At 63.6% G+C, this 24,633-nt stretch carries 21 protein-coding genes; 16 read left to right on the plus strand and 5 right to left on the minus strand.

Features of this window, described 5'->3' with window-relative positions:
- Positions 1–127 precede the first annotated feature (127 nt).
- The 7 genes from hisD (at position 128) to EOC83_RS21455 (ending at position 7,455) form a co-directional block, all read left to right on the plus strand.
- Positions 128–1,450, plus strand: coding sequence for a histidinol dehydrogenase (gene hisD, locus EOC83_RS21425; protein WP_024503949.1), 1,323 nt, complete (start codon positions 128–130; stop codon positions 1,448–1,450).
- A gap of 15 nt (positions 1,451–1,465) precedes the next feature.
- Entirely contained in the window at positions 1,466–2,488 is a 1,023-nt protein-coding gene (locus EOC83_RS21430) for a zinc-binding dehydrogenase (protein WP_063168691.1), read from the plus strand.
- Positions 2,489–2,520: 32 nt separating this feature from the next.
- Positions 2,521–3,252 (plus strand): histidine utilization repressor, encoded by a 732-nt coding sequence (hutC, locus tag EOC83_RS21435; protein WP_013530484.1) that lies wholly within the window; start codon positions 2,521–2,523, stop codon positions 3,250–3,252.
- Positions 3,253–3,281: 29 nt separating this feature from the next.
- Entirely contained in the window at positions 3,282–4,580 is a 1,299-nt protein-coding gene (locus tag EOC83_RS21440) for a hypothetical protein (protein ID WP_063168690.1), read from the plus strand.
- A gap of 197 nt (positions 4,581–4,777) precedes the next feature.
- Positions 4,778–5,788, plus strand: a complete 1,011-nt coding sequence (locus EOC83_RS21445) for an ABC transporter substrate-binding protein (RefSeq protein ID WP_164745972.1) — start codon at positions 4,778–4,780, stop codon at positions 5,786–5,788.
- Positions 5,789–5,897: 109 nt separating this feature from the next.
- A complete protein-coding gene (locus EOC83_RS21450) occupies positions 5,898–6,665 on the plus strand; it encodes an ABC transporter permease (RefSeq protein WP_027160903.1) in 768 nt (255 codons plus the stop codon).
- Positions 6,666–6,675: 10 nt separating this feature from the next.
- Positions 6,676–7,455 carry an ABC transporter ATP-binding protein gene (locus EOC83_RS21455; protein ID WP_063168688.1) on the plus strand — a complete coding sequence of 260 codons (780 nt, stop codon included), beginning with the start codon at positions 6,676–6,678 and terminating at the stop codon, positions 7,453–7,455.
- A 26-nt stretch (positions 7,456–7,481) separates the two neighbouring features.
- On the opposite strand, the gene EOC83_RS21460 is transcribed toward EOC83_RS21455, so the two are convergent.
- From EOC83_RS21460 to EOC83_RS21475, 4 genes are all read right to left on the minus strand, one after another.
- Positions 7,482–9,374 carry an ABC transporter ATP-binding protein gene (locus EOC83_RS21460; RefSeq protein ID WP_063168687.1) on the minus strand — a complete coding sequence of 631 codons (1,893 nt, stop codon included), beginning with the start codon at positions 9,372–9,374 and terminating at the stop codon, positions 7,482–7,484.
- Positions 9,374–11,233 carry an ABC transporter ATP-binding protein gene (locus EOC83_RS21465; RefSeq protein WP_063168686.1) on the minus strand — a complete coding sequence of 620 codons (1,860 nt, stop codon included), beginning with the start codon at positions 11,231–11,233 and terminating at the stop codon, positions 9,374–9,376. The genes EOC83_RS21460 and EOC83_RS21465 overlap by 1 nt, the downstream gene beginning before the upstream one ends.
- 290 nt (positions 11,234–11,523) lie before the next feature.
- Positions 11,524–11,940 (minus strand): hypothetical protein, encoded by a 417-nt coding sequence (locus EOC83_RS21470; protein ID WP_063168685.1) that lies wholly within the window; start codon positions 11,938–11,940, stop codon positions 11,524–11,526.
- 204 nt (positions 11,941–12,144) lie between these two features.
- Entirely contained in the window at positions 12,145–13,953 is a 1,809-nt protein-coding gene (locus EOC83_RS21475; RefSeq protein ID WP_063168684.1) for an ABC transporter ATP-binding protein, read from the minus strand.
- Positions 13,954–14,144: 191 nt separating this feature from the next.
- On the opposite strand from EOC83_RS21475, the gene EOC83_RS21480 reads away from it, so the two are divergent.
- The 9 genes from EOC83_RS21480 to EOC83_RS21520 all read left to right on the plus strand — a co-directional run bounded on the left by EOC83_RS21480 (position 14,145) and on the right by EOC83_RS21520 (position 22,510).
- On the plus strand, positions 14,145–15,503 hold the full coding sequence (locus EOC83_RS21480) for an LLM class flavin-dependent oxidoreductase (RefSeq protein WP_024503940.1): 1,359 nt from the start codon (positions 14,145–14,147) through the stop codon (positions 15,501–15,503).
- A gap of 14 nt (positions 15,504–15,517) precedes the next feature.
- Entirely contained in the window at positions 15,518–16,294 is a 777-nt protein-coding gene (locus EOC83_RS21485) for a DUF427 domain-containing protein (protein ID WP_024503939.1), read from the plus strand.
- 34 nt (positions 16,295–16,328) lie between these two features.
- Positions 16,329–17,966, plus strand: coding sequence for an ABC transporter substrate-binding protein (locus EOC83_RS21490; protein ID WP_024503938.1), 1,638 nt, complete (start codon positions 16,329–16,331; stop codon positions 17,964–17,966).
- Between the two features lie 7 nt (positions 17,967–17,973).
- A complete protein-coding gene (locus EOC83_RS21495) occupies positions 17,974–18,933 on the plus strand; it encodes an ABC transporter permease (protein WP_013530496.1) in 960 nt (319 codons plus the stop codon).
- Positions 18,930–19,817, plus strand: a complete 888-nt coding sequence (locus EOC83_RS21500; protein ID WP_013530497.1) for an ABC transporter permease — start codon at positions 18,930–18,932, stop codon at positions 19,815–19,817. Before EOC83_RS21495 ends, EOC83_RS21500 begins: the two co-directional genes overlap by 4 nt.
- 69 nt (positions 19,818–19,886) lie before the next feature.
- Positions 19,887–20,909 (plus strand): LLM class flavin-dependent oxidoreductase, encoded by a 1,023-nt coding sequence (locus EOC83_RS21505; protein ID WP_063168683.1) that lies wholly within the window; start codon positions 19,887–19,889, stop codon positions 20,907–20,909.
- 41 nt (positions 20,910–20,950) lie between these two features.
- Positions 20,951–21,598 (plus strand): ThuA domain-containing protein, encoded by a 648-nt coding sequence (locus EOC83_RS21510; protein ID WP_063168682.1) that lies wholly within the window; start codon positions 20,951–20,953, stop codon positions 21,596–21,598.
- Between the two features lie 59 nt (positions 21,599–21,657).
- The gene (locus tag EOC83_RS21515; protein WP_013530500.1) at positions 21,658–22,002 is read left to right on the plus strand and encodes a hypothetical protein; all 345 of its coding nucleotides are present in this window, start codon (positions 21,658–21,660) and stop codon (positions 22,000–22,002) included.
- A 94-nt stretch (positions 22,003–22,096) separates the two neighbouring features.
- Complete coding sequence (locus tag EOC83_RS21520; RefSeq protein ID WP_063168681.1) at positions 22,097–22,510, plus strand: hypothetical protein; 414 nt, start codon at positions 22,097–22,099, stop codon at positions 22,508–22,510.
- A 10-nt stretch (positions 22,511–22,520) separates the two neighbouring features.
- On the opposite strand, the gene EOC83_RS21525 is transcribed toward EOC83_RS21520, so the two are convergent.
- Positions 22,521–24,545, minus strand: a complete 2,025-nt coding sequence (locus EOC83_RS21525) for an amidase (RefSeq protein WP_063168680.1) — start codon at positions 24,543–24,545, stop codon at positions 22,521–22,523.
- Positions 24,546–24,633: the final 88 nt, after the last annotated feature.

Consider the following 24,633-nt stretch of genomic DNA (forward strand, 5'->3'; position numbering starts at 1 on the left):
CTTTTGGCCGAGTGAAGCCTCTCGACGGCTTTGATCCTTGTTCAGGGTCGACCTGTCGGCCCGCAGCATATGGCCGGCCTGCGCCAGCCGTGATTGCGTTCCAAGAGTTCCAGGAGAACGAGCAGCCATGTCCGACATCAGCTTCCACGATTTGTCATCCATCGATGCCGACCAGCGCGCCAGTCTGCTGAAGCGCGCCGAGGCCGATCTGACGGTCTTCGTCGAGAAGGTCCGGCCGATCATCCAGGCCGTCAAGGACGAAGGCGACGCCGCCTTGATCCGCTTCGCCAGGGAACTCGACAAGGCCAATGTCGCCGAGGGCGAGCTGCAGGTGTCGGAAGCCGAGTTCGACGCGGCGTTCGACAAGGTGGAAAAGGACGTCGTCGAGAGCATCCAGTTCGGCATCGACAACATCAGGCATTTCCATGAGGAGCAGAAGCCGGAAACGATGTGGCTCAAGGAAGTCCGGCCGGGCGCCTATGCCGGCGACCGGTACACGCCGATCGCTTCCGTTGCGCTCTACGTGCCGCGCGGCAAGGGTGCTTTCCCATCGGTGACGATGATGACGTCGGTGCCGGCGGTGATTGCCGGCGTGCCGCAAATCGCCATCGTGACGCCGCCGACATCGGATGGTTCGGTGGACGCGGCAACGTTGGTCGCCGCACGCCTCGCCGGCGTCGGAACCGTCTACAAATGCGGCGGCGCTCAGGCAGTTGCCGCCGTCGCCTACGGCACGGAGACGGTGAAGCCCGCGCTCAAGATCGTCGGCCCCGGCAGCCCCTGGGTGGTGGCGGCCAAGAGCGTGCTGTCTTCGGTCATCAACACAGGCCTTCCGGCCGGGCCGTCCGAAGCGATCATCTTTGCCGATGACAGCGTCGACGGCGGGCTTGCCGCGCTCGACCTGTTGATCGAAGCCGAGCACGGGCCGGATTCCTCGGCCTATCTGGTGACGCACAGCCGCAAGGTCGCCGAAGCCGCATTGGCTGCAATCCCGGAGCATTGGTCGCGGATGACCGAGCAGCGTGTCGAGTTTTCACGCGCGGTGCTGACCGGCAAGCGCGGTGGCATCGTGCTGACCGCGTCGCTGGAAGACAGCTACCGCTTCATCAACGACTATGCGCCCGAACATCTCGAGATCCTGTCGAAGGAGCCGTTCGCGCATCTCGGGCGCATCACGGAGGCGGCTGAAATCCTGATGGGGCCGCACACGCCGGTGACGCTGGCCAATTTCGTGCTTGGACCCAATGCGGTGCTGCCGACCAGCCGTTGGGCGCGGACCTACGGGCCGCTTTCGGTGACGGATTTCGTCAAGCGCTCGTCGGTCGGCTATGTCACCTCGGTGGCCTATCCGGAACTCGCTCTGCACGCCCGCAGGCTCGCCCGCTACGAGGGCTTCAGCTCGCATGAGAACGCGGTCTCGGAGATCCGCGACCGCTATCTTGCCGGCTGAGCGGAACCGATCGAGATGAAGGCGGCACGACTTTACGGGCCCGGCGATCTGCGCGTCGAGGACATCGCGACGCCGGGCGCGCCGGATGCAGGCTGGGTGAAGCTCAGGGTCGATGCCGCCGGCATCTGCGGTTCGGACCTGCATAATTTCCGCACGGGACAGTGGATAAGCCGGTCGCCTTCGACGGCCGGCCATGAACTCACCGGCACGGTGACCGCCACCGGCGCGGGCGTCGACGCCTTCGCTATCGGTGACAGGGTTGTCGCCGATTCCCGCTTCTGGTGCGGAGACTGCGCGCAATGCCAAGCCGGCAGGCGTCATCTCTGCGCGTCACTGGGCTTCGTCGGAGAAATCTGCGACGGCGGATTTGCCGAACAGGCCGTGCTGCCCGCACGGCTTTTGCATATCATCGATGCCGGGCTCGACGAGCGGGTCGCGGCAATGGCCGAGCCGCTGGCGGTGGCGCTGCACGCGGTGCGGCGCCTGCCGAAAACGACAGGCTTCGTGCTGGTCGTCGGCTGCGGGCCGATCGGCGGTCTTGCCGCCCTGCTGTTGTCGCGGACCTTCGCCGGCACCGTGCTGATCGCCGACCGCAACCAGAGCCGCTGCGCCCGGGTGGCGCGGGTGACGGGTGCCCGGATCGTCGATCTGAGCCGGGACGCCGTTGCCGCCGCAACTGCCAATGCCCCGCTGCTCGCGGCCATCGAGGCGACCGGCAGCGTCGCGGCGCTCAATCAGCTGCTCGGCGTTCTCGATCCCGGCGGTACGATCGCCATGGTCGGCATCTTCCACGGCCGCCTCGACATTGATCCCAATACGCTGGTCGAACGCGAAATCGGGTTGCTGGGATGCCATGCCTTTGCCGACGAACTGCCCGAGGCCGTGCGGATGCTGGGTGAATTGAGCGAACCGCTGCTGGCGCTGATCGACCAGGAGATCGGCCTGGATGACATTCCGGCTGCCTATGAGCGGCTGTTGGCGGGGCGCAGCGACGGCTTGAAAACAATCATCCGCATGCGGCAACCTGTCGAGTCGTGATTTCCGATGAATCGCCGGAAAGGACTTTTGAAATGATCACTTTGCCCGACACCGCCAGCCCTCTTTACGAGAAGGTGAAGGACTACATCCTGGCAAACATCGGAACGGGCCGGTGGGGCAAAGATCGCAAGCTGCCGTCCGAGAATGAGTTGGTCGCTTCACTCGGCGTCTCGCGGATGACGGTTCACCGGGCGCTCAGAGAATTGACCTCGGCCGGGTTTCTGATCCGCCTGCAAGGTGTGGGAACCTTCATCGCGCCACCGCGGCCACAGTCGACGCTGATCGAGATCAACAACATCGCAGCCGAGATCGTCGAGCGCGGCAACAGACATCGTTCCGAAGTCCTCGTCCTCGAAACCATCATGCCGACAAAAGAGCTGGCGCTGTCGTTCGAATTTCCAAAGCGCGTCTCGATCTATCATTCCGTCGTCGTCAATTTCGAGAACGATCTGCCGGTGCAACTCGAAGAGCGCTTCGTCAATCCGAGCCTTATCCCCGACTATGACAAGCAGGATTTTTCGAAGACGGCGACCTATGACTACCTCATGCAGAAAACCCCGGTGACCGAGGTCGAGCATATCATTTCCGCCATCCCGGCGGATGCCGAGACGGCGCGGCATCTGGGCATCGATGTCGGCGCCTGCTGCCTTTTCCTGCACCGCCGGACATGGACGGGCGCGGTGGTGGCGACGATCAGCAAGCTGACTTATGCCGGCAGCCGCTACTCGCTCGGCAGCCGCTATTCCCCTTCAAAAAGCAGCTGACGGAAGCAGGTCGAATGCAAGAGCGACAGATGACGCCGGCACCGAGCCGCACGGCGCGGATCCGGGCACTCGCGCAGCATGATGTTGCCGAAGCACAAAGCGCGCTGGCGGCATTGCTGGGCGACCTGTTCGCGATGCGCCCCCGCAATGTCCGCATCAACTTCGATAAATACAGCCTCAATTCGTTGAACGGCTTCTTCGAGGACGACGGCAAGGCCTACTTCTTCAAGTTCCATCAGGAGGAGCGGGAAGAGGCGATGACGGGCGAGTATTACCGCGCCGAGATTCTGTCGCGCGCCGGCCTGCCGGTTGATCAACCCGTGCATATGTCGGCCCAACCGGGCGAGCAGATCCTTGTCTATCGGCGGCGCACGGATCCGAGGTTTTCGGATGTGCTGTTCGCGCTGGATGCGCAGGACGATGCCGGCAAACGGCGAGAAGCCGTTCTTGCCGAGCGCGACCTGTCGGCCAGGCTGCTCAAGGTCTATCTCGAAACGCTGCATCCGGTAACCGTCGAGGAGGTGGCGGCGGAACCGATCCACAGGCTGTTTCATGAGCGGCTGATCGATGCCGAGACACGCTTGTCGCCAGGCGGCCGGCTGGCCGATTTCTATGTCGGCAAGCCGTTCGTCTTTCCCGGTGCCGAGCTGGATTGGGATCGGTTTTCCCGGCTGAAATTCGTCATCAATGGCGAGCAGTACACCGACAGCGTCGGTGAGCTTTTCGATGCCGCCGCAGTGCGCTTGCGGCCGGACCGGCTTGCCGATGCAGGCGGCGTGGTCGCGCATGGCGACGCCCACAACGCCAATGTCTGGTACACGGCGAAGGCGGGGAGGGCGGAGCTGTCCTTCTTCGATCCTGCCTTTGCAGGCTCGCATATCCCGACGCTGCTGGCGGAGGTGAAGGCGACGTTCCACAACATCTTCGCCCACCCGTTCTGGCTCTATGATCCGGCGACCGCGACCGAGGCTTTTCGCGCCCATGCGCGGCTGGACGGAAACCTGCTCCATGTCGACACGGACTGGGACCTGAGCCCGGTCCGCCGCGACCTGCTGGAGGTCAAGGCCACAGCGCTGTGGCGGCCATTGCTGCTTGAGCTCAAACGGCGCGGCATGCTGCCGGCCGATTGGCGCGCGGTGCTCCGGGCCGGTCTCTTCCTGTCGCCGACGCTGGTCATGAACCTGCGCGCCGGCGCACGCAGCCACACGCCGGTTTCTTCCCTTATTGCCTTTTCGGTGGCGGTCATGGTCGGCAGCGAACCTGTTGCCGGAACCGATCGGGTGACCGATTTTCTAGACCGGATCGATCCCGGAGCGCGTAAAAATTGAGTCTTTCCAACTTGTATATGCATGTATGTATTTTAGCCTTGACATCCGCTCCCGCTGACGCTGAAATATCCGCGCACTTCACCATGAAGTGGCAGGTAAGACGCCGAGGCACAGTGCCGCAAGAGCAGAAACCCGCAGTCTCACCGGACCGGCTACCTCAGTCAGAAAAAGCGGTCCGATCATCAAGGGGAACAAGGATGATGCGTAACCTAACAGGACAATTTCGCGCGCTCGTGATGGCCGCCGCCATCGGGCTCGCCGCCGCCCCGGCGGCCTACGCGGCCGATGCGGCCATTCCCACCACGCCCGAGGCAGGAGCGTTCAAGATCGGCATCGAGCCCTGGCTCGGCTATGGCCAGTGGCATGTCGCCGAGGCCAAGGGCCTGTTCAAGACGAACGGGCTGAGCGACGTCCAGATCGTCAACTTCGCCGAGGACAAGGACATCAATGCAGCACTTGCAAGCGGCCAGCTCGACGCCGCCAACATCGCCACCCACACGGCGATGGGCATGGTTGCGGCCGGCCTGCCGGTGAAGATCGTGCTGCTGCTCGACGTCTCCATGACCGCCGACGCGATCATCGCTGGCAAGGACGTCACCTCCATCGCGGACCTCAAGGGCAAGCAGGTGGCCTTCGAGGAAGGCACGACGAGCGACATCCTGCTCAAATACGCGCTCACCAGGAACGGCATGTCGATCGACGATGTGAAGCCGGTTCCGATGCCTGCGTCCGACGCCGGCAGCGCCTTGATCGCCGGCCAGGTGCCGGTCGCGGTGACCTATGAACCGTACCTCACCGTCGCCATGGCGCAGAACAAGGACCTCAAGCTGCTGTTCACCGCCGGCGAGGATCCCGGCCTGATCAGCGACGTGCTGGTGGTGCGTGACGAGGTGATCAAGTCGCGGCCCGGCCAAGTGCTGGCCATGATCAAAAGCTGGGACGCAGCGCTCAAGGACTACAATGCCGATACGCCCGGTGGGCGCGCCATCATCGCCAAGGCTGTCGGTTCGGACGTCAAGGACCTCAACACCGCCTTTGACGGCGTGCGTTACTACTCACTCGCCGAAAACAAGGCGGCGCTGACCGGTGATTTCACCACCAAGACCTTCGCCGATGTCGAAGCCGCCGCCAAGAACGCCAAGCTGCTGCAGGCCGATGTGACGCCGGAGCAGATGATCGACCCGTCGTTCGTCAAGGCGGCGGAATGACCAAGGCCGGATCGCGGTGGTGACGCAGATGCCCGGGGAGCGTCCCGCTCAAACGGATCCGGCTCGTCCCACGAAACAGGCGAGGCGTCGCCGATCCTCCGGCATCGGCGTGCCCATCGCCAGGTCGCGCTTCCTGGTGATCGCGGTGGCCGTGTTCGTCGGGCTCGGCCTTGCCTGGTGGGCGGCGACCGGACTGGGATTGGTAAAGCCGATCTTCCTGCCATCGCCGGGCAGCGTCGCTATGCAGATCGCCAAGCTCGCGGCCGACGGCACGTTGTGGCTGGACCTCAAAGCCTCGATGTACCGTATCTCCATCGGCTTCCTCATCGCCTCGGCCCTGTCGATACCGATCGGCGTGCTGATTGGCAGTTTCCGTTCCTGGGAAGCGGCCATCGAGCCGCTGGTGGATTTCATCCGCTACATGCCGGTCGTCGCTTTCGTGCCGCTCTCCATCCTTTGGGCTGGCACCGGCGATTCGCAGAAATTCCTGATCATCTTCATCGGCACGTTCTTCCAGCAGGTGCTGATGATCATGGACAATGTAAAACGGGTTCCAGCCGATTTCATCGGCCTTGGGCGCACGCTAGGCCTGCCGGATCGCAAGATCCTGACGCGCATCGTCGTGCCCAGCGCCTTGCCGGGCATCTGGGATACGCTGCGCATCAGCTTGGGCTGGGCATGGACCTGGCTGGTGCTGGCCGAACTCGTCGCCGCCACTTCGGGGCTCGGCTATCGCATCACCGTGTCCCAGCGCTATTTCCAGACCAACACCATCATCGGCTACATCCTGCTGCTCGGCCTGCTCGGCCTCATCACCGACCAGGTGATGAAGGCGCTGGAAAAGGTGCTGTTCAAGCAAGAGGGCCGCTCGCAATGAGGTCCAGCCGATGAGCCCCAAATTGCGGATCGCCGGTCTCCACAAGAGCTTCGGCACGGGCGAGCGGCGCACGGAAGTGCTGCGCGGTATCAACCTGGATCTTGCCGACAACGAGTTTGTCTCCCTGGTCGGCACGTCGGGCTGCGGCAAGAGCACGCTGCTGTCGATCGTGGCCGGACTGCAGGACTTCGACGCGGGCGATCTCAGCATCGATGGCGCGCCGATCCTGCAGCCTGGACTCGACCGTGGCGTCGTCTTTCAGTCCTACACGCTGCTTCCCTGGCTGACGGCGCGGCAGAACATCGAGTTTGCGCTCAAGGCCGCTGGTTACGATCGCCCGACCTGCCGCAGGATCGCGCTGGAGCATCTCGAACTCGTCAAGCTGTCTGGTAGTGCGGACCGCTATCCAGCCGAACTCTCGGGCGGCATGAAACAACGCGTCGCCATTGCGCGCGCGCTTTCCTACCGGCCCAAGATGCTGTTGATGGACGAGCCCTTCGGCGCGCTCGATGCCTTGACCCGGCATCAGATGCAGGAACTGCTGACCCAGATCTGGGAGGAACACAGGTTGACCGTCCTGTTTGTCACCCATGATGTGGAGGAGGCCGTCTATCTGTCGGACCGCATCGTCGTCATGGGCATCGGCCCGGGACGTATCACGCAGACATTCAACGTGGATATCGAGCGCCCGCGCCGCGAAGAGGTGATGGAAAGCCCTGTATTCATGGATCTGCAACGCGGCGTGCACAAGGCCATCCGCGAGGGTTCAAAACGCCCCGAAATGGCCTAGGCGCCTGCGGTCGTTTGCAGGTCCAATCACGTCGCCTTGCCGACTGCCGCGTCCAGTTCCAGCTCGCCTTCGGAAATGTCGTCGAACGAGGCGTAGTTCATGTTGTAGAGGCGGGCGTAGAGGCCTTTTCTTGCCATCAGCTGTTCGTGGTTGCCGCTTTCGACGATCTCGCCGTTCTGCAGCACGATGATGCGGTCGGCGCCGCGGATAGTGGCCAGACGGTGGGCGATGACCAGCCCGGTGCGGCCTTCCAGCAGCGTGATCAGCGCCTTCTGGATCAGCATCTCGGTGTAGGAATCGATGCTGGCCGTGGCTTCGTCGAGCACCAGGATCTTTGCATCCGCCACCAGCGCGCGCGCGAAGCTGATCAGCTGGCGCTGGCCCAGCGAGAGATTGCCGCCGCGCTGCTCGAGTTCGGTATCGTAGCCATCTGGCAGGTTCTCGATGAAATCGTGCGCGCCGACGGCTTGTGCGGCGCGGACCACCTCCTCGCGGCTGGCTGATGTCTTGTGGTAGCGGATGTTTTCCAGCACCGAGCCGGAGAACAGGAACGGCTCCTGCAGCACCATCGCCACCTGATCGCCGAGCGAATCCTGGGTGAGGTCACGCACATCATGGCCGCCGACCAGAACCTCACCCGACCAGACATCGTAGAAGCGGTGCACCAGCGCCATCGAGCTGGATTTGCCCGATCCGGTCGGGCCGACAAGGGCTACGGTCTCGCCCGGGTTGACGCGGAAGGAGATGTTCTTCAGCACCGGCTGGTTCGGCCTATAACCGAAAGTGACGTTCCTGAACTCGACCGAGCCGTCCATATCGCGCGACAGCGCCACCGCACCTTGCCTGTCGCTGACATCGACCGGCACGTCGAGCACTTCGGAGATGCGCTGGCCCGAAGCCATGGCGCGCTGCATGACGCTGTATTGCATGGTCAGCGAGCGGATCGGGTCGAAGAAGCGCTGGATGTAGAACAGGAACGCCACCATGACGCCGATGTCGAGGCTGTGCGAGAGCACCATCGACCCGCCGACGACGATGACAGTTGCCATGGCGATGCCGGTCAGCGTGTCGACGATCGGCACCATTACCTGCGCGTATTTCGCCGACCTCAAATGGGCATTGAGGTTGGCCAGCACCTTTTCGTCGTAGAGGTCGAAATTGACGTGCTGGCGCTCGAGGCTCTGCACCGTGCGCACGCCATGGATGCCTTCGGCCAGTGCGCCGTTGGCGATCGAGTTGGTTTCGTGCGCGGCCATGAAGGCGACCTTGGCGCGCGGCAGCCAGAAAAGGCGCACGATGAACAGCACCGGCATGGTCGACAGCGTCAGCAGGCCCAGTCGGAAATCGAGCCACAAAAGCACGCTGACGATGCCGAACAACAGCACGATGTCGCCTACCGACATCACCGATGTTTCGAGGAATTCCTGCATCGAATTGACGTCGCCCTGCAGGCGCGACATCAGCCGGCCGACCTCGGTCTTGTCCATGAAGCTCAGCGAGACCCGTTGCAGATGGCTGAACATGGCGCGGCGCAGGTCCGACAGCACGTTTTCGGCCACCTTGCCGACGACGCTTTCCTGCACATAGCTGGCAGCATAGTTGATCAGGATGATCACGGCGAAAGCGCTGATCGCGGCGATCATTACCGATTGGTCGAGCTTGCCAGCCGTCATGCCGTGGTCGATGGCGTAGCGGATGACCAGCGGGATCGCCAGCTGGGTCAGCGTGAACACCAGCACCGCGGCGACTGAGATGAAAATCCGGTTCTGATACGGCCTCACGAAGCTCCAGATACGCCGCACGATGCGAGGGTCATAAGCTTTGCCGAAGACCTCTTCGTCGTCGCGGTGCGAGCCCACGACCGCCTTTGTCGGTGGCCCGCTGGTGTCTTCCTCCTCGTCGTCGGCCGGTGTCTGCATCACGCGGCTCCCGCCACGGGCCGCTCATCGTCCGGCCGCAACTGCAGGTCATGGAGCGCGCGGTAGCGTCCACCGAGCGCCAGCAACTCCTCATGCGTGCCGCGCTCGACGATCCGGCCGCCCTCGACGAACAGGATCTGGTCGGCATGCATCAGCGAACTCAGCCGGTGCGAGATGATGAGCGTCACGCGATCCCTGGCGAAGCGTTTCATCGCTGCCCGGATACGCTGTTCGGTGCCGGCGTCGATGGCCGCGGTGGAATCATCGAAGACCAGCACGGACGGCCGCAGCATCAGGCTGCGGGCGATGGTCAGGCGCTGCCGCTGGCCACCGGAAAGCGACGCGCCGCGCTCGCCGACGACTGTGGTGTAACCGGCTGGGAGGCCCATGATGTAATTGTGCAATTGGGCGTACTCGGCTGCCTGCCCGATGCGGGTCTCGCGCGCCCAGGGATTGCCGTAGGCGATGTTGTTCTCGATCGAGGTGGTGAACAGGAACGCGTCCTGCTGCACGACGCCGACGGCCTTGCGCAACGATTGCAGCGTCACCTTGCGGATGTCCTGGCCGTCGATGGTTATCGCGCCTGAGGTGACGTCGTAGAAGCGCGGGATCAGGTGCGCGATGGTCGACTTGCCGCTGCCTGGCGGGCCGACGATGCCGATGGTCTCGCCGGACCTCGCCTCGAAGGAGATGCCCGACAGAGTCGGCCGGTCGCCCGCGCCCTCGTAGCGGAAGCCGACATTGTGGAAGCGCAGCACGCCATCGGTGACGACGAGATCCTTGGCGCCGGGCGCGTCCTCGATGTCGAGCTCGGCGTCGAGCAGTTCGAATAGCCGGCTGCCGCAGGTCGAGGCGCGCGCGAAGGAGTTGACCATAAGGCCGAGCTGGCGCACCGGCATCTGCAGGATGGTCATGAAGGTGAGGAACTGGGCCAGCGTGCCGACGCTGATCTGGCCTGCAATCACTTTCTGGCCGCCGAACCAGAGCACCAGCCCCATGGCGGCCAGGAACGAGAAGTTCATGGCGCTGGTGTTGGAGACGCGGATGTCGACGCGCTGATTGGCAAGCTCCAGCGCCGACAGCTTGGCGCGGTCGAATTTTTCCAGCTCATGCCGCTGTGCCGCAAAGGCCCGCACGACGCGGATGCCGCCGAGGTTCTCATCCATCACCCGGCTCAGCACAGACAGCCGCTCCTGCAAAGTCAACCAGGTGCTGCGCAACGCCAGCTGGGTGACCGAGGACCGCCAGGCGACGAGGGGCACGAAACTCAGGCTGAGCAGCCCGAGCATGAGATCGGTGCTGATCAGGAGATAGGCGCCGACGCCGATCAGCACGCCGAGCAGCACCACACGCAAAATGCCGGTGGAGAAGAACATGCGCACGCCGTCGAGATCGAGCAGGCCGAGCGTGATCAAATCGCCGGTGTGGACCCTGTCGTGGTAGGCGAAGCTCAGGCGCTGGATCTTCTCGTAGAAGGCCAGCCGCAGTTCATAGCCGGTGCGATGACCGACGGCCTCGCCATAGTAGTTCTGCGCCATGGTGAAGAGGCCGCGCAGGATCGAGACGACGAGCAGCGTCAGCGCCGTGTTCCACAGCGCCTGTTCCGCCGCAGCGCCGGCACCCGCGGCCATCACACCTTGCGCCTGGTCGATGGCGCGTCCCAGCAGGCGTGGAATGAAAAGCTGCAGCGTCGCGGCGATGAAGGTCGAGACGATGGTGATGGCGACCTGCCAGGGATGGCGCAGCGTCATGCGCACGATGCGGAGCAAGGTGCTGAGGCCCTTGCCCCAGGAGGCTTCCGCCACATGGGCAAACGATTTGCCGCGCTCCGGTGCGCTGCTGGTTGCTTGCGTGTTCAAGGAAAATATCCAAACCAATCCGGACGTTAGCCCGGACTAATAAAGCAGACTCAATGTGAGCGGTTGACTTGGCGCTATGTTACGCGGGTCTGGCTTGGCCCTTCAAGAGCCAATGCCGGCATCGCACTGTGCCTGAAGGAAAGCGAACATGCGGCTGTGACCCGGCTGGCACCAGCGGCGTAATCCTGCCGATCTTGCCGAAGGGCGTTGGCCGGACGAGGTCAGCACCTAGTGTACGCAAGCGACGGCCGGACGGAATGCGACCTCCCATCCGGCCGGATTCCGGTTTGCTAGGCAGGTATCAGGACGGCGATCCGATGCACGCCGACCTCCTTGCTTGTATTTGTCGCCTCGTCGGTCTTGCCTTTGGCGCAGGTGTACATGTCACCCGTCTTGAGCTTGAATTCCTTGTCGGCCTTCTTGATCGTGAACGCACCTGAAGCAATGGTGCAGACCATATCGTTGTCCATCACCGTCTGAGGCGCGTGTGCGCCGGGCTGAAATACCACGTCGACAATTGCGATGCTCTTGTAGGCGGGAATGTCGGAGTTGCCGGTGCTGACCTCAACCACCCTGACACCGGGCGCAATCTCCTTGCCTTCCTTCGGGCCGTATTTCTTCGCTGATGCCGCCAGGGTGAACAGAGGCGTTATCGCGGCAGCCGTCACACCGAGAGCAATTGCAGACCTGCGATTCATGGTTTTCATCGCATCCTCCCACATGTTCGCCATGAACGAATGTGCATGGCTGAAATATATTAGCATAAACGAATGTAATTGTATGCGAGGAAGCTCCCAACCCCGGCATAGCCGCGTGAACTTGGCGGCAGCCGTCAGAGAGGTTCGTACATCGACCATCTGCTTGCCGCAAAAACCCCGCCGCGGCGGACCTTCGGACTGCTGTTGAGCCGCTCAAAAACCCTGGCGGTGCCGCCAGCAGGCGATCCGGTGGCCGGCCGCGACCTCTCGGGCCGGCGGCTCCGCCTTTCGGCAGTCGGGCAGGACCAGCGGGCAGCGGTCGGCGAAGGAGCACCCCGTATTCGGGACGCCGGCTGCCTCGATCTCGATTGGAGCGGATAGTCTCGGCGCAGCTTCGTCGGAGGACGCAGCCAAAAGCAGGGCCGTATAGGGGTGGTTGGGGCCGCGAAAAATCTGGTCGGAGGAGCCGGTTTCGACCAGGCGTCCGCGATAGAGCACGCCGATCCTGTCGGCCATGTAGCGCACCACCCTGAGGTCGTGGCTGATGAACAGATAGGTCGTGTCCTTGTCGCGCTGCAGGTCGTTGAGCAGGTTGAGAACGGTCGCCTGGACGGAGACGTCGAGCGCGGAGGTCGGTTCATCGAGCACGACGACCTTCGGCACGCCGGCGAAGGCGCGCGCGATTGCCGCCCGCTGCCGCTGGCCGCCGGACAGCGAACGCGACTTCTGCTCGGCCGTGGCGCCGGCGAGGCGAACCGATTGCAGCAGGTCGCCGACGCGGGCTCTCACTTCGCTGCGGCGCAGGCCGGCGAGCCTGCGCAGCGGGCGGCCGAGGATCGTGCCGATCCGCTGGCGCGGATTGAGCGTGCGATCCGGCGACTGGAAGACCATCTGCACGTCGCGGCGTTCGGCAAGGTTTCTCTTCTCGACGCGCGGCGCGACCGTCCTGCCGAACAGTTCGACCGATCCGGCGCTTGGCGTCTGCAGACCGGTGACGATCCGTGCCAGGGTCGACTTGCCAGAACCGGACTCGCCGATCAGCCCGAAGGTCTCGCCCTGGCCGATGTCGAGATCGACGTGGTGCAGCACTGGCTGGCTGCCGAAGGCATGACTGATGCCTTTGCAGGCGATCGCGATGCGGCGTTCTTTTGGCAGGCCGGCGTCTTCGCCTTGGGCCATTGGGTGCGCTGGCACGCCGTCCGTCTCCGCCAGTCTTCCGTCCCGCTTGGTGTAGTTGAGCGCCGGGATCGAGGCGATGAGCGCCTTGGTGTAGGCGTGAGAGGGGTTGTCGAAGACATCGCTCGCGACGCCGCTTTCGACCACGGTTCCCGCCTGCATCACCGCCACCCGGTCGCAGGAGCGGCGGATCATATTGATGTCGTGGCTGATCAGCAGGATGCTGGTTTTGTGATCCTTGCGTAAGTCGGAGAGGATGGCGATGATCTCGGACTGGACGCTGGCGTCGAGCGCCGTCGTCGGCTCATCCAGCACCAGCAGCGATGGGTCGAGCGCAATGGCAATGGCGATGTTGGCGCGCTGCTGCATGCCGCCGGAGAGTTCGTGCGGATAGAGATCCAGCACCCGCTCCGGATGGCTGACCCGGACGCGGCCCAGCAGTTCGGCGGCGCGCCCGCGCGCCTCTTCGAGGCGAACCGGGCGATGCCGCATGACCGTCTCGGTGATCTGGCGGCCGATCGTCATGCTTGGATTGAGGGCAGCACCGGGATGCTGGTAGACCGCGGCGATATGATTTCCCCTGAGCCGGCGCAGTTGCTCGGCGGAAAGGTCGCGGATTTCGCGGCCCTGGAATTCCAGCGCCGACGCAGCGATGCGGGCGTTTTTCGGCAGATAGCGCAATATGGCGAGCGCCACCGAGCTTTTGCCCGATCCCGACTCGCCAACCAGGCCGAGCGCTTCGCCTTCGCCGATGTGCAGTGACACGCCGCTGACGGCGGGATGCGATCCCTTGCGCCCGTCATAGGCCACGGACAGCTGGTCTACGTTCAGAACCGAGGAGGACATGGGGACTTGAAACCACTTTCTTCCAGCGCCGCCATCGAGGGCAATCGCTTCCGCTTTCGCAATTCATTATCTCTATAAATTTACTCGAATTAAGCCGGAGCGCAATCTACCTTTCTCGCATCAGCAGAGATTGTCGCCGTCTGCCGAGGCAGCGCGACGGTCTCCGGAGCAGATCTGGAAGGAGGCCCGGCATGGCTCGAGACCACATGATCCTCAGCGCATTCTTCTTCAACCCGCAGGGCGATCATCGGATGTCGTGGCGCCACCCGAGGGCGCCGGGGCGGGAGGTACTGGATTTCGAATTCTACCGCGATCTCGTGCAGGCGGCCGAACGCGCCAGGATCGACACCATCTTCGTCGCCGACCACGTGTCGATCTGGGATTCAGTCAAGAGCGGCGTCGCCCATTACGCCAATGCCCGCCTCGAACCGCTGACGCTGCTATCGGCGCTGGCTAGCGTGACCAAGCATATCGGCCTGATCACCACGGCGTCGAGTTCCTACAGCGAGCCGTACAATGTGGCGCGCATGTTCGCCTCGCTCGACCATATCAGCAAGGGCAGGGCGTCGTGGAACGTCGTCACCTCGGCCATGGATGAGGAGGCGCGCAATTTCGGCCGCGACGGCAATATCGAACATGCTTTCCGCTATGAGCGCGCGGCCGAATTCCTCGATATCGTCAAGGCGCTGTGGGACAGCTGGGAAGACGAGGCGCTGCTGATCGACAAGGCGTCAGGCCATTTCGCCGACCCCGACAAGGTCCATCCTATCGATCACAAGGGCAAGCACTTCAAGGTGCGTGGGCCGCTCAACGTCTCGCGGCCGCCGCAAGGCCATCCGCTAATCGTCCAGGCCGGCTCGTCCGAAGATGGCAAGAACTTCGCCACCGCCCAGGCCGATGCGCACTTCGCCATCTACAGCACCAAGGAGGATGGCATCAAATACCGTCAGGACATCAACGAGCGGCTGGCCCGCCACGGCAGGCGGCCGGAGAGCTTCAAGATCCTGCCCGGCATCCTGCCGATCGTCGCCGCCTCCGAAGCGGAAGGCCGGGAAAAGCAAGAATACCTGCAGACCTTGCTGCCGGATCAGGTCGGCATCGACCTTCTGTCGAGCTGGAGCGGGTTGGACCTGTCGCTGTTCCCGCCGGACGGGCCGCTGCCGCCGCTGCCGGACGAAAGCACGTTCAATGGCGGGCGCACATCGCTCAACCGGGTCAAGCAGTGGGCGAAGCAGAATCTCAGCCTGCGCGAGATCGCGCGCAAGCTCGCCAACAGCGGTTCGGTGCCGACGGTTGCCGGCACGCCGGTACAGATCGCGGACCAGTTGCAGGACTGGTTCGTTTCGGGTGCCGCTGACGGCTTCAACCTGATGTTCCCGCTGCTGCCAGAAGACTGGGTGAATTTTGCCGAACAGGTGGTGCCGGAGCTGCAGCGGCGCGGCGTCTTCCCGACCGAATACGGGCCGGGAACGCTGCGCGACCGTTTCGGCCTGGCGCGGCCCGCCAACCGCTTCGCCGAGCAGCGCGACAATGCGCGTGCCGTGTCCTGACCGGAAGAACGATCATGACCGTCGCACCAAGATTGCAGCCACGCGAAGCGACCGCGCCGCAGCTCGTCAATGTCCTGCACAGCCCCAAGCGTGTGCGCGTCAAATTCGGCGGCCGCACCATCGCCGACAGCCGCAACGTGCTGGTGCTGCGCTCCAACCATTTCCTGCCGATCTATTTCTTCCCGCCGTCAGCGGTCGACCCATCGGTGCTGAAACCTTCGCTGCATCGCGAGCCGCATCCGGTCGGTGGCGAGACCGCCTATTGGGATATCGACAGCGGCGACAGGCGCAGCGCCAACGCGGCGTGGTCGTTCGTGTCACCGCCGGATGAAAACCTGGCGCCGCTGGCCGGCCGCATTGCATTCACCTGGAAGGCCGTCGACCAGTGGTTCGAGGAGGAAGAGGAAGTCTTCGTCCACGCCCGCGATCCCTATGCACGCATCGATGTTCTGCAAAGCTCGAGCCATTTGCAGATCTGGTTCGACGGCGAGCCGATCGCCGACAGCCACCGCCCGGTGCTGCTGTTCGAGACGCATCTGCCGACGCGTTTTTATCTGCCCGCGGAAGACATCCGGCTGGAGCGGCTGACGGCGTCCGTCACCACGACGCGATGTCCCTACAAGGGCATCGCCTCTTACTGGTCCGGCCTGCTGAGCGACGGTTCGGTGCGCCCTGATATCGCCTGGAGCTACCGGGATCCCATTGAGGAAATGCCGAAGATCAAGGGCCTCATCGCCTTCTATCCGCAGGCCGTCGACCGCATCCATCTCGACGGCGAGCCCGTCGCATAGATTTTCAATCTTCATTTCAAAGCAGGGTTTCAAAATGACCAGACGCAGAGATATCGACGCAGTTCGCAATCTGTCGGGGGACATCTGGAATGTCGCCGTCGACGAACATCAGGGCGGCTTTCTCAAGCGCCGCGATCTCCTCAGATATGCCGCACTGCTCGGCCTGACCGGCTTTGCCGCCTCGCAGGGGTTGGGAGGCGCGCGCGCCGCGGCTGCCGGCGGCGGCACGGTTCGCGTCGGGCTCGGCCAGCCGACCAAGGCGATCGATCCGGTTTCGGTCACCGATCCGGCCAGCATCGGGGTGATCAGCCAGGTCGGCGAGTATCTGATCCTCGACGATCCGAAGGATGGTCTGCAGCCGAAGCTGGCTCTGTCCTGGGAGGCCAACGAGACGGCCAGCCGCTGGACCTTCAAATTGCGGCAAGGGGTAAAATTCCACGATGGCCGCGCGGTCACCGCCAAAGACGTTGTGGCGAGCTTCGAGCGGCTGGTCGATCCGGCCAGCGGCTCGTCGGCGTTGTCCGCCTACAAGGGCATCCTGTCCAAGGGCGGCGCCAAGCTGGTCGACGACGAAACCGTCGCCTTCGATCTCGACGGTCCGAACAGCAACTTCCCGTTCTATGTCTCCTCCGACGTCTACAATGCCGTCATCCTGCCTGCCGACTATGCCGGTGATTTCGAGAAGACTTTCAACGGCACCGGTCCGTTCAAGCTCGAATCCTTCCGCCCCAAGCAAGGCGCCAGCTTCGTGCGCAATGAGAATTACTGGGGCGACAAGGCGCTGCCCGACCGGATCGAGATCAAGTTCTTCGACGACGAGCAGGCACAGGTGCTGGCTTTGCAGGCCGGCCAGCTCGACGTGATCCCAAGCACGACGCGGCTGGAGCTGGCGATCGAGGGCAATCCCAACTTCAAGCTGCTGAGCGTGCAGGCGAGCTCGCACGACCAGGTGCATCTCAGGACCGACCAGGCGCCGTTTACCGACAAGCGCATCCGCCGCGCGCTGGCGCTCACGATCGACCGAGAGGCTGTGGTCAAGGGCCTGCTCAAGGGCCGCGCCATCGTCGGCAACGACACGCCGTTCGCGCCGATCTTCCCCTCGGCCGATCCATCGGTGCCGCAGCGCAAGCAGGACATTGCCGAGGCCAAGCGGCTGCTTGGCGAGGCGGGCGTGCCCAACGGCTTCGAGGTGACGCTGACCACCGAACGCGCCTATGACATTCCCGACTATGCGGTCATCATCCAGAACTTCGCCAAGAAGGCCGGCATCGACGTCAAGCTCAATGTCCTGCCGCAGGACGCCTATTACGGCTCGGCGACGTTTGGCAGTTCGCCATGGCTGGATTCGGTGCTCGGCATCACCGACTATGGCCACCGCGGCACGCCCGACATCTTCCTCAACGCCACGCTAAAGAGTTCGGGAGCTTGGAACGCGGCACATTTCAACAACCCGGCCTATGACGCGCTGCTGCTTGACTACTCGAAGGCGCGCGACCTGCAGGCACAGCGCCTTGTTGCCCGCAAGATCCAGACCTTGCTGCTCGACGAGACGCCGGCGATCATCAGCTACTTCTCGCAATACAGCCGCATCGTCAGCTCCAAGGTCGAGGGCGTACGCTTCACCGCGATTTCGCATCTCCTGCTCGACCGCGTTTCCTTCGTCCAGGCATGATCGCGACATGCTGACCGGTCGCATTCTGTCAGCGCGTGTGGGCACACTTGTCCTCACCCTGTGGCTGGTCAGCATTCTGGTGTTCTTCGCCGGGCAGGTCCTGCCCGGCGATGTGGGCCGTGTCATGCTCGGGCCTTTTGCCGACGCGCAAGCGGTGGCGGAACTGAACAAGCGGCTAGGCGCCGACCAGCCGGTTCTCGTCCAGTATTGGCTCTGGTTCAGCAAAGCGGTCACCGGTGACTTCGGCACCTCGCTGTCGATGCGCGGGCCGGTGGCGCCCTTCGTGCTGGAAAGCCTCAAGCGCTCCGCGGCGCTTGCCGGGATTATTTTGCTCTTCCTCGTTCCGCTCGGCGTTGGTGCCGGCGTCATCGCCGGTCTCAATGCGGGCCGCCTCATCGACCGGCTGATCGTGATGGCGGGCGTCTCCTTCGGCATTGTGCCTGATTTCGTTTCCGGCCTGATGCTGCTCATCGTTTTCGGCCTGTGGCTGAACTGGTTCCCGATCTCCGGAGTTGCGCCCGATGGCGCGGGCTTCTGGACGCATGGCTATTATCTGATCCTGCCGGCGCTGCCGCTGGTGCTGAACCTTTCCGGCTATATCGCCCGGATGACGCGAGCAGGCGTGATCGAGGCGATCGCCGCCGATTACACGCGCACCGCCGTCCTGAAAGGGCTCGAGCGGCGCGAGATCATCTTTCGGCACGTGCTGCGCAATGCGCTGACGCCGACCGTCGCGGTGCTGGCGACGCAGACCGGATACATGCTGGGTGGGCTGGTGGTGATCGAGGCGTTGTTCGGCATCCAGGGACTTGGCAATCTGGTCCTGAACGCGGCCAAGGCCCGTGATTTCCCGATGCTGGAGGCAGGCGTATTGGTGATGGCGGCCATCTTCGTGCTGTCGGCGGCGGCCGGCGACCTCTTGCTGGCGCTGCTCGATCCGCGGCAACGCCGCCGGACCTCGCCATGACGGATCTGGCCGAGTTTCCCGCACTGCAGCGCGCCGTGGCGGGCTTTTCGGCAGTGCGCCGGATTCGCAGTGCTTTCGCCGGATTGCCGCCGTCGGTCGTGGTCGGATTGCTGCTGCTTTTGTTCTGGGTCGCTTGCGCCATAGCAGGCAACCTCTTCGTTCCCTACGATCCCTATGCCGAGGATTTCCTGGCGACGCTGACGCCGCCCGATGCGCTGCACTGGTTCGGGACCGATCAGCTCGGCCGCGATGTGCTGTCCCGCATCATCGTCGGTTCGCGCGACATCCTGCTGGTTGCGCCGCTGGCGACGCTGGCCGGGGTTGCCGCCGGCAGCATCATCGGCCTGGTGCTCGGCTATTTCGAGGGCCTCACTGATGCCATCGGCGCGCGGCTGCTCGATACGCTGATGGCGTTTCCGTTCATCGTTCTCGTCACCATGACGCTGGTGGCGATCGGCCCGTCGAACCTGACCGTCATCCTGGTGATCGGCATCGCCTACGCGCCGCTGGTGGCGCGCACCGTTCGCGCCGCCGTGCGTGAGCAGAAGCAGCGCGACTATGTCAGCGCCGCGCGGCTTGGCGGTGAAGGCCCGCTCGCCATCATGTTCCTGGAGATCCTGCCCAACATCAGGGAAACGATCCTCATCGAACTCGTCACAAGGCTGGGCTACGCGTTCTTCTCGATCGCGACGCTGAGCTTTCTCGGCCTCGGCATTCAGCCGCCATCGGCCGACTGGGGACTGGCCGTCGCCGACGGCTATGGCTTCCTGACCGGCGGAAAATGGTGGGTCGTCGTCTTCAATTCCGGGGCAATCGTCTCGCTGGTGATGGCGACCAACCTGATCGCACAAGGCATTGGCGCCTTCGAGAATAGCGATGCATGAGCCTTGATCCGGGCGCCAAAAAATCTCTTTTGCATTGAAGCCTGACGCGCATCCTTATATCGCATGATTATGAAGAAAATCGGGTTCCTGTCGTTCGGGCACTGGACGCCCTCGTCGCAATCGCAAGTGCGCTCGGCTTCGGACGCGCTTTTGCAATCCATAGAGCTGGCTGTCGCCGCCGAGCAGCTGGGCGCGGACGGCGCGTATTTTCGCGTGCATCACTTCGCCCGCCAGCTCGCGTCGCCGTTCCCGCTGCTGGCGGCGGTCGGCGCCAGGACCAGCCGCATCGAGATCGGCACCGCGGTCATCGACATGCGCTACGAGAACCCGCTCTACATGGCCGAGGATGCCGGTGCCGCCGACATCATCGCCGGCGGGCGCCTGCAGCTCGGCATCAGCCGTGGCTCGCCCGAGCAGGTGATCGATGGCTGGCGCCATTTTGGCTACGCGCCGCCGGAAGGGCAGAGCGACGCCGACATGGCAAGGCACCACGCCGAGGTCTTCCTCGAGACGCTGCGCGGCGAGGGGTTCGCCCAGCCCAATCCACGGCCAATGTTCCCCAACCCGCCCGGCCTCTTGCGCCTCGAGCCGCATTCGGAGGGTTTGCGCGAGCGGATCTGGTGGGGTGCGGCTACCAACGCCACGTCGGAATGGGCAGCCAAGCTCGGCATGAACCTGCAGAGCTCGACGCTCAAATTCGACGAGAGTGGCAAGCCGTTCCACATCCAGCAGGCCGAGCAGATCCGCATCTATCGCGAGGCCTGGAAGGCAGCCGGCCACAAGCGCGAGCCGCGCGTCTCGGTCAGCCGCAGCATCTTCGCGCTGGTCGACGATCGCGACCGCGCCTATTTCGGCCGCGGCAATGAGAGCCGCGACCAGATCGGCTTCATCGAGGAGAACACCAAGGCGATTTTCGGGCGCAGCTACGCGGCCGAGCCGGATGTGCTGATCAAGGAATTGGCGCAGGACGAGGCGATCGCCGAGGCGGATACGCTGTTGCTCACCGTTCCAAACCAGCTCGGCGTCGACTACAACGCGCATGTCATCGAGGCGATCCTGACCCATGTCGCTCCAGCGCTGGGCTGGCGCTGACGCCGGATCGATCAGGGCCGAGTTTTCCAGGGAGGTACACAATGCCAAAGAAGGCCTTGATCGCCTGGGGCGGCTGGGAGGGCCATACGCCGGAGCAGAGCGCGAAGCTCGTTCGCACCTTGCTTGAGCGAAACGGCTTCGACGTCACGCTGGGTGAGGGCACGGCGATGTTCGCCGGTCCGGAGCTTGCTTCCTTCGATCTCATCGTGCCTGTCATCACGATGTCGACGATCGAAAAGGCCGAGTTGCAGAACCTGACGCTTGCGGTTCGCGGGGGAAGCGGGCTCGGCGGTTTCCACGGCACGATGGGCGACAGTTTCCGCAATGAGCCTGACTATCAGTTCATGACCGGCGGCCAATGGGTGGCGCATCCCGGCAACATCATCGACTACACTGTCGCGATCACCCGGCCGGACGATCCGATCACAAAAGGCATCAGCGATTTCGCCTACCGGTCGGAGCAATATTACATGCATGTCGACCCAAGCAATGAGGTGCTGGCGACCACCACCTTCACCGACGCGCATTTTCCGGGGATAGGCGGCGTCGTCATGCCGGTCGTCTGGAAACGGCGCTATGGGGCGGGGAAGGTTTTCTACAGTTCCCTTGGTCACACGGCGGATGAGTTCGCGGTGCCGGAAATGGCGCTGATAGTGGAGCGGGGTTTGCTTTGGGCGGCGCGGGGGTAGAAGCAGGCGAAGTTCGTGAAAATCTGATGGAATTCACAGGAAATCTACGGAGATATCCAATGAACGATTCCAGTTGGTCCGCTTCCGAAAAGAAGCTCGCCCGCCACGCCTTCGATAAGGCTCTTGAGGCGGCCCTCGCAAAGACGATGGCCGAATTCAAGAGCAAGGCCAGTGCGGTGACGGTTCCCTCCCAGATGTGGGAGCTGGAAGCCTATTTGCGTGAACAGCGGCGGGATATCGATCGGACGTTCGACTACCGCTATTCGCAGCTCCTTTATGTCTTCACTCATCTCATCCGAGCAGGCTGCCTCGATGAAAAGCTGCTTGCCGGTCTGTCGCAAGACAAGCGGGATGTCATTCGGCGGGACCTTGCCTTTGCGGCGGGACGCCCGGCCAGCGGATGACGACGGCAGGGAGTGCGGCCGCGTCCCAATCCCTGCCATGCTGGAAAGCGGCCGTTGTCGTACTACCATCCCGTCACATGGCGAGGGGGATGAGATGGACCATCAGCGTACTGTTTTTCTGATCGGAGCAGGTTCCGTTGGTGACGACGAGCAAGCCGTGTTCACGCTGCACGTGAACGGCGCTGCCTGCAATCTGAAATGCAGTTATCGGGACAAGGTGATCGAGGCAGAAGAGGAAGACTTTTTCGAGGCTCTGTTCCAAATCCGTCAGGCACTCGAAGTCGATGGCCTGCTACCCTTCTGTTACGGAGCAAGCGCCAATGTTTATCCGGAAAATACCGTGATGGAGAAAAGTCGCGGATTGATAGCCTGCAAGGTGAAGACGGGGCAATTTCCGCAAGAGAGCGATCTGGTCGACATATTTGATGATGGCGTCGACGTGGTTCCGGTTTTCGTCCATATGCAGCAGGAATTTTGGGAAGAATGGCTGACTTCGCTGCCTTCCTAGCTGCTGGCGTTCATCCAATCCCGCCCGTAAACAGATAGGCGCCGGCGCTGCGCCCATCCTCCAGCCGCACAATAGCCGTCACGATCGAGCCATACGAGCCACGCCAGACGCTGTGGAACCGCTGGTGCTCTGCGGCCGGAACCAATGCCTGTCCACAGCAGCGCGCTCCGCTTCGCTGGATGGCGACAGGCTCGCCGTTGACATGCACCTTGACGCTGGCGTGTTCCGCCTCGGCGTCGATCGGCAGGTCGAGGGTGATGGTGATCTCGTCCTGATCGCCGGTCGTGCGCGTCTCGGCGGCAAGCGCAATGACGAGCGGAGGTGCCTTGCCGCTACCGGTTTGCGTGGGCCGGCGGGAAAATACATCTTCAGTCAGTTCCGGCGTGCGTGGGGGCAGGGTGCGGCGCCGGGTCGACTGTTCGTAGTCGCCGGCCATGCGCAGCAGCCTTTCGTCGTCATAGGCCTTGCCGGCGAAGGTCAGGCCGACCGGCATGCCGATATCGGCCATGGTTCCCATCGGCACGGTGACGGTCGGGATGCCAAAATGGCGCCAGACCAGATTGCCGTTGGCGACCCAGGTGCCATTGCGCCAGGCAAGGACGGCGGACGCCTCGTCGATGTCTGCATCGGCCGGTCCGACATCGGCGGCGGCGGGCAGCACCACGGCGTCGATGTCTTGGCCGTCCAGCCAGACCTCGAAATCGATCCGCCTTGTTGCTTCGAGGCCCTTCAGTCCGTCTTCCAGCGTTGGAATGTCTGCGAACGGCGTGACGCCGGACCGCGCCCGTTCCACATATTCTCTCAGATCGAAGCCGCCCTCATAGCGGTCGGGCAGCGTGCCGGGCGGCTGCGGGAAGATCTTTGGGCCGTCGACGGAGACGAGATCGGGCACGGCCGGGTCGGCATTGGCGCGCAAAAAGTCGTCCCAGCCCCAGATGCTGAGATCCCAGAGTTCGCGCTCGGCGAAGTCCTGCGGCACCAGCCCGCGCTCGACCATGGTGCGCGCCCCGGGGCGGTCGCGCTCGTAGTTGGAGACGACGGGGAAATCGACCTCGATCACCTCGGCGCCAAGCCGCTTGAGATCGGCCGCTGCCTGCTCCCACAGGGCAAGCACCGAGGCGCGGGTTTCGATCGGCGCATCGGCCTCGCTGTCGCGGCCGATATACATTCTGGGCACGCCCAGGCGCTTGCCTTTCAACGACCCCGCCAGTGCGAGATCGGTATAACGGGGCGGCCGCACATCGGAGCTTTTCGGCAGCTTGACCCAAGGCTGCGCGCGCCAGAAATCGCCTCGCGCCTCGGGATCGTCGGCGACGATCACATCGAGCAGTTCGAGCATGTCGGCCACGCTGCGCGTATGCGGCACGACGACATCCATGGTCGGCACCAGGGGCCAGTTGCCGCGCACAGAAATGACGCCGCGCGACGGCGTGTAGGCGACCAGCGCATTGTTGGTGGCCGGCGCGCGGCCGGACGACCAGGTTTCCTCGCCAAGCCCGAAGGCGCAGAAGCTGGCCGCTGTCGCCGTGCCGGAGCCATTGGACGAACCCGATGCGAAGGCGGCGGTGAGATAATCGCCATTGTACGGACTTTCGGCGCGGCCATAGACGCCGCGCTGCATGCCGCCATTGGCCATTGGCGGCATGTTGGTCAGCCCGATCAGCACCGCACCGCCGGCGCGCAGCCGGGCTATGGTGAAGGCATCCTCATTGGCAATGAGATGCTCGAAGGCCGGCGAGCCGGCGGCCACCGTCAGGCCTGCAACCTTGTAGCTGTCCTTGGCGGTGTAGGGGATGCCGTCGAGCGGTCCGAGCACGGCGCCGTTGCGGCGCCGCTGGTCGGAGGCCGCCGCCTGCTCAAACATGTCAGGGTTGAGCACTGGGACGGCATTGAGGCTGATGCCGTGCCGGTCGAAATGCGCGATGCGCCTGAGATACGCCCCGACCAGTTCGACGCTGGTGACGGTGCCGTGATCGAGCGCGCGGCGCAGTTGGTCGATCGTCGCTTCGACGAGGTGAAGGCTGGCGTCGGTCATCACGGATCCCACATTTCCACGCACCATGGATGAGCGAGGCCGCAGGCTTCGGCAAGAGCCTATCGCGGTCTTCTCGGAACTTTTGTCC

The sequence above is a fragment of the Mesorhizobium sp. Primo-A genome (assembly GCF_003997175.1).
GTDB lineage: Bacteria > Pseudomonadota > Alphaproteobacteria > Rhizobiales > Rhizobiaceae > Mesorhizobium > Mesorhizobium ciceri.

What these genes read in the sequence shown, in the direction of transcription:
- hisD (WP_024503949.1), top strand. Translation starts at nt 128, where the DNA reads ATGTCCGACATCAGCTTCCACGATTTGTCATCCATCGATGCCGACCAG.
- EOC83_RS21430 (WP_063168691.1), top strand. Translation starts at nt 1,466, where the DNA reads ATGAAGGCGGCACGACTTTACGGGCCCGGCGATCTGCGCGTCGAGGAC.
- hutC (WP_013530484.1), top strand. Translation starts at nt 2,521, where the DNA reads ATGATCACTTTGCCCGACACCGCCAGCCCTCTTTACGAGAAGGTGAAG.
- EOC83_RS21440 (WP_063168690.1), top strand. Translation starts at nt 3,282, where the DNA reads ATGACGCCGGCACCGAGCCGCACGGCGCGGATCCGGGCACTCGCGCAG.
- EOC83_RS21445 (WP_164745972.1), top strand. Translation starts at nt 4,778, where the DNA reads ATGATGCGTAACCTAACAGGACAATTTCGCGCGCTCGTGATGGCCGCC.
- EOC83_RS21455 (WP_063168688.1), top strand. Translation starts at nt 6,676, where the DNA reads ATGAGCCCCAAATTGCGGATCGCCGGTCTCCACAAGAGCTTCGGCACG.
- EOC83_RS21460 (WP_063168687.1), bottom strand. Translation starts at nt 9,374, where the DNA reads ATGCAGACACCGGCCGACGACGAGGAGGAAGACACCAGCGGGCCACCG.
- EOC83_RS21470 (WP_063168685.1), bottom strand. Translation starts at nt 11,940, where the DNA reads ATGAAAACCATGAATCGCAGGTCTGCAATTGCTCTCGGTGTGACGGCT.
- EOC83_RS21475 (WP_063168684.1), bottom strand. Translation starts at nt 13,953, where the DNA reads ATGTCCTCCTCGGTTCTGAACGTAGACCAGCTGTCCGTGGCCTATGAC.
- EOC83_RS21480 (WP_024503940.1), top strand. Translation starts at nt 14,145, where the DNA reads ATGGCTCGAGACCACATGATCCTCAGCGCATTCTTCTTCAACCCGCAG.
- EOC83_RS21485 (WP_024503939.1), top strand. Translation starts at nt 15,518, where the DNA reads ATGACCGTCGCACCAAGATTGCAGCCACGCGAAGCGACCGCGCCGCAG.
- EOC83_RS21490 (WP_024503938.1), top strand. Translation starts at nt 16,329, where the DNA reads ATGACCAGACGCAGAGATATCGACGCAGTTCGCAATCTGTCGGGGGAC.
- EOC83_RS21495 (WP_013530496.1), top strand. Translation starts at nt 17,974, where the DNA reads ATGCTGACCGGTCGCATTCTGTCAGCGCGTGTGGGCACACTTGTCCTC.
- EOC83_RS21500 (WP_013530497.1), top strand. Translation starts at nt 18,930, where the DNA reads ATGACGGATCTGGCCGAGTTTCCCGCACTGCAGCGCGCCGTGGCGGGC.
- EOC83_RS21505 (WP_063168683.1), top strand. Translation starts at nt 19,887, where the DNA reads ATGAAGAAAATCGGGTTCCTGTCGTTCGGGCACTGGACGCCCTCGTCG.
- EOC83_RS21510 (WP_063168682.1), top strand. Translation starts at nt 20,951, where the DNA reads ATGCCAAAGAAGGCCTTGATCGCCTGGGGCGGCTGGGAGGGCCATACG.
- EOC83_RS21515 (WP_013530500.1), top strand. Translation starts at nt 21,658, where the DNA reads ATGAACGATTCCAGTTGGTCCGCTTCCGAAAAGAAGCTCGCCCGCCAC.
- EOC83_RS21520 (WP_063168681.1), top strand. Translation starts at nt 22,097, where the DNA reads ATGGACCATCAGCGTACTGTTTTTCTGATCGGAGCAGGTTCCGTTGGT.
- EOC83_RS21525 (WP_063168680.1), bottom strand. Translation starts at nt 24,545, where the DNA reads ATGACCGACGCCAGCCTTCACCTCGTCGAAGCGACGATCGACCAACTG.